Consider the following 3,767-nt stretch of genomic DNA (forward strand, 5'->3'; position numbering starts at 1 on the left):
GTGAAGACGCTGCCGTCCCACACGGCGGCGAGGGACTGGCCGGTGAACTAGTTGTAACGACCCCGAGGCGCTCTCCGCACGCTCGGTTCTTCTTGGGTCCGGGCTGCGTGCGGTCAACTTGGCCTACAGCGCCACGACGCCTCAGCGCCCGAAGACCGTACGACCTGCGCCACCGCCCGAACCAGACCCCTGGTCGGCTACCACGGCTGGTGAATATGTCACGCAGCTACGCGCGCTGCGCGCCTGGACAGGCCAGACCAGCATCTACGAAATCTGGCAGGCGGCCGGCAGGCGTATGCCGTCTAGCACGATCTACGACACGCTCAATCCGAATCGGTTCCGAATGCCGCCGCTTGAGGTGGTCCGCGCCATCGTGATCGCCTGCGGTGCCGACGTCGAGCAGTGGACCGGCGCCTGGCAGAAACTGCGCATGCAGGAGCATGTGAACACCCCCGCTCCCTGCCGCGTGGTGAACCCACCGCGGTTCGAACCCATGGAGATCACGGAGGTCAGACTACGAACGATGGCTGCGCAGCCACGCTACCTGCACCCGGACCGTGGACGTCAGCAACTGCGTGGGGGCTACGGGGCATGACGCGAGTGAAGAGTCCCGGTTGGAGCCGCGCGCGCCCGCGTCGGACGCGCCGGTTGCTGGTCCCTAAAACGGTCGTTTTTGGGACGTGGTCGTGCTGATCAACCTTCGAGCGCCTGCTCGCCGGTTGCGCTGGCGCGAAGCTGGCGCAGATCGGGGATGTGGTTGTACAGCGTCCCCGCCGAGACGCCGAGCAGCTTGGCGATCGAGGTGATGGAGTGCTCGGGGTTGGGCAGCATGTCCCGGGCCGCGCGCAGGATCTCCGGGGTGATGATGGTGGGACGGCCGCCGACGCGGCCGCGAGCACGGGCGGCGGCCAGGCCCTCGCGGGTGCCGGCGACGATGAGCTCGCGGATGAACTCGGCGAGCGCGGCGAAGACGTGGAAGACCAGGCGGCCGCCGGGGGTGGTGGTGTCGAGGTTCTCGTGCAGTGAGGTGAACCCGATCTCGCGCTTTCGCAGCTCGCCGACCATGGTGATGAGGTCGGCCAGCGAGCGGCCGTAGCGGTCGAGGGAGGGCACAACCAGGGTGTCACCTTCAGCGAGGAAGGCGTGGCAGGCGGCGAGCTCGGGCCGCTCGACGCTCTTGCCGGACTTCTTGCCGGCGAAGATGCGCCGGCACTTGGCCGCCTTCAGCGCGTCCAGCTGGCGCTCGAGCTTTTGCCCACCGGTGGAGACGCGGGCGTAGCCGATGCGGATCTCGGTCAGACGGACGGGGAAGGCGGCCAACGGGTCGGTGGGCAGTTCCAGGGCGTTGGTCACACCTGCCAGTTTCTCAACAAACGGTCTTCAGAGGTTGTTGAACTACCAGGGTTGTTGAAGGAGTTTTTGAAGGCCTTTCGTGGCCGCAACAACTCTTTGTGATCTTGTCAGAAAACGATCGTTTTTTGAAGACGCTGCTAACTCAGCCCGCGGCGGGGTCGGGCCGTCACCGCCCATTCGGGTGCCGCGTGCCGCGCACGAACATCCCCCTGATCAGCGGGGGGACTAATCAACATCATGCTGCCCCTCGACCACGCCTCGCCGGGGCCGGCTCGAGGAGGCCGCACGCTCGGCGGAACGGCGACCGCCAGGCCGCCCTCGAAGACGTAGAGACGGATTTTCATTCGCCGCGATGAGTTCCGACCCCGCCGCCGGTATGTACTCACGAGCTCGCCGGAGTACCTCGGGCGAGTCGATCACAAGGGAGAATCGAAATGTCGAACACTCGTGCGGCAGACGAGGCCGCCATCCAGGCCGTGCTGGTTGACTCCTACAAGGCGTGGGAGGCAGGCGACGCCGACGGCATGGTCGCCAACTACACCGCGGACGCGACCGCCATCATGACCGGCTCGCTCCGCGACAGCCGTGACGTGATCCGTCAGAACATGGCCCTGGCCTTCGAGGGGCCGCTCAAGGGCAGCTCGACCTACAACAAGCAGCTCGGCATCCGCTTCGTCGGTAGGGACGGCGCGATCGTCATCAGCGAATCCGCCATCCTGTTCCCCGGTGAGACGGAGGTCCCAGACGACGTGCGTAAGGTGAACGCGACCTGGGTCTTCGAGAAGCGGGACGGCCAGTGGCTGATCGCCGCCTATCACAACAGCCCGGTGCTGGCGCCTGCGCAGTAAACCCTTCTCTGTAACCAGCAGTGATCGCGTGTAGGGCCATGACCAATAACGGACCGAAAGCCCTGCATCGCTCTGAGCTGTAGGAACTTCACTCCCCGATGGCCAGATGCCGTCGCATGGGCACCTCGGACCCGTGCACCACATGCAACCCGGAGGACCCACAAGACGCATCCGGACGAAAAGTCACGCCAAGGACCCTTGTTCCCGGCCCCTTGGCGTGACTTTTCGTACCGACGCCCCTACCTACGAGCGACCTTTAGGAACAGCACTATCTATCCAAAATTTGGATGTATGCCATGGCCAGGCCGTTGACGACCGCGCAGGGTGATCTATCCGCCCATAGCGATTGCTCACTGCAGTCGCCGGATATGGTGGCTGCGGCGGCAGTGGAGATGGAGCGTGGCGTGATGACGGGGAAGGAAGGCTTCGATCGTCGGATCGAACCGTTCCGGACGGAGCTGCTGGCGTACTGCTACCGGATGCTCGGCTCGGCTCACGACGCGGAGGACTTGGTCCAGGACACGTACCTGAGGGCGTGGCGGGCGCGGGAGCAGTACGACGAGATCCGCAGCTCACTGCGCACCTGGCTCTACCGGATCGCAACCAACGCCTGCCTGACCGCCTTGGAGGTCCACGGTCGCCGACCGCTGCCGTCGGGGCTGGTGGCCGCGTCGGATCCGCTCGGGCCGCTCGTCCAGGGTGAGCACGCCGCCTGGCTCCAGCCCTTGCCGGACTCGCTGCTGGACGCGGGCGATCCGGCTGGGGTCGTGATCGACCGCAGCAGCCTGCGCTTGGCGTTCGCCGCCGCCCTCCAGCACCTGTCGGCGCGTCAGCGCGGTGCGCTGATCTTGCGTGACGTGCTCAGCTTCTCCGCGGCCGAAACGGCGGAAATCCTTGGCACCACCGTCGTGTCGGTGAACAGTTCCCTGCAGCGGGCGCGTACTCGCGTCAAGGAGGTCGGGGTCCGGCAGGAATGGGTCAGCGAGCCGTCTGCGGCCGAGCAGCGCGCCTGGGTCGAGCGCTACATGAAGGCATTCGAGCTGGCCGACGTCGAGGGCCTCAAGCGGCTGCTCACCGAGGACGTGATCATGGAGATGCCGCCAATGCTCAACTGGTTCTCCGGCCGCGGCAACTACGGCCTGTTCATGGAATGGGTCTTCGGGGCGGCCGGGAAGGACTGGCTCCTCAAGGAGGTCGCGGCCAACGGCAGCCAGCCCGGATTCGCCGCCTATCAGCGCGTCGGCGACGGGTACAACCTGCACACGCTCCAGATCTTCACCGTCACTGACGAGGGCATCACCCGGAACTCGGTCTTCCAGGACCCCAACATCTACGCGACTTTCGGCCTGGCGGCCAAGCTCGACGACCAGGGACTTGCCATCGCCGGGGCCTAGTGCGGTGACGCTGGGGCGGACGCCCTCTCAAAGCCGCAGCCTGACCGCAACCCCGCGAACCTGCGCGGTCACAGCACTATCCCGGGGTGGTCATGTCTACGCTGGCGGCGTGACATTGGTGTGGGTGACGGGCAATTCAGGGACTGGTAAGTCCACGGTCTGCGGGGTGTTG

At 65.9% G+C, this 3,767-nt stretch carries 4 protein-coding genes; 3 read left to right on the forward strand and 1 reads right to left on the reverse strand.

Features of this window, described 5'->3' with window-relative positions:
• Window positions 1-118 precede the first annotated feature (118 nt).
• Window positions 119-595, forward strand: coding sequence for a hypothetical protein (locus KIK09_RS57145; RefSeq protein ID WP_214327968.1), 477 nt, complete (start codon window positions 119-121; stop codon window positions 593-595).
• Window positions 596-693: 98 nt separating this feature from the next.
• Here KIK09_RS57145 and KIK09_RS57150 read toward each other — a convergent pair whose 3' ends face one another.
• The gene (locus KIK09_RS57150) at window positions 694-1,353 is read right to left on the reverse strand and encodes a recombinase family protein (RefSeq protein ID WP_308164889.1); all 660 of its coding nucleotides are present in this window, start codon (window positions 1,351-1,353) and stop codon (window positions 694-696) included.
• 434 nt (window positions 1,354-1,787) lie between these two features.
• Between KIK09_RS57150 and KIK09_RS57155 the strand changes: the two genes are divergently transcribed.
• Together KIK09_RS57155 and KIK09_RS57160 are read left to right on the forward strand one after the other, a co-directional pair.
• Window positions 1,788-2,201 (forward strand): SgcJ/EcaC family oxidoreductase, encoded by a 414-nt coding sequence (locus KIK09_RS57155; protein WP_214327969.1) that lies wholly within the window; start codon window positions 1,788-1,790, stop codon window positions 2,199-2,201.
• 296 nt (window positions 2,202-2,497) lie between these two features.
• Window positions 2,498-3,595 carry a sigma-70 family RNA polymerase sigma factor gene (locus KIK09_RS57160; RefSeq protein WP_275956628.1) on the forward strand — a complete coding sequence of 366 codons (1,098 nt, stop codon included), beginning with the start codon at window positions 2,498-2,500 and terminating at the stop codon, window positions 3,593-3,595.
• Window positions 3,596-3,767 lie beyond the last annotated feature (172 nt).

Source organism: Nonomuraea sediminis, from assembly GCF_018531495.1.
GTDB lineage: Bacteria > Actinomycetota > Actinomycetes > Streptosporangiales > Streptosporangiaceae > Nonomuraea > Nonomuraea sediminis.

Bases quoted from the DNA above. Each gene is read 5' to 3' on its own strand.
- KIK09_RS57160 (WP_275956628.1), top strand. From the start codon at position 2,498: ATGGCCAGGCCGTTGACGACCGCGCAGGGTGATCTATCCGCCCATAGC.
- KIK09_RS57155 (WP_214327969.1), top strand. From the start codon at position 1,788: ATGTCGAACACTCGTGCGGCAGACGAGGCCGCCATCCAGGCCGTGCTG.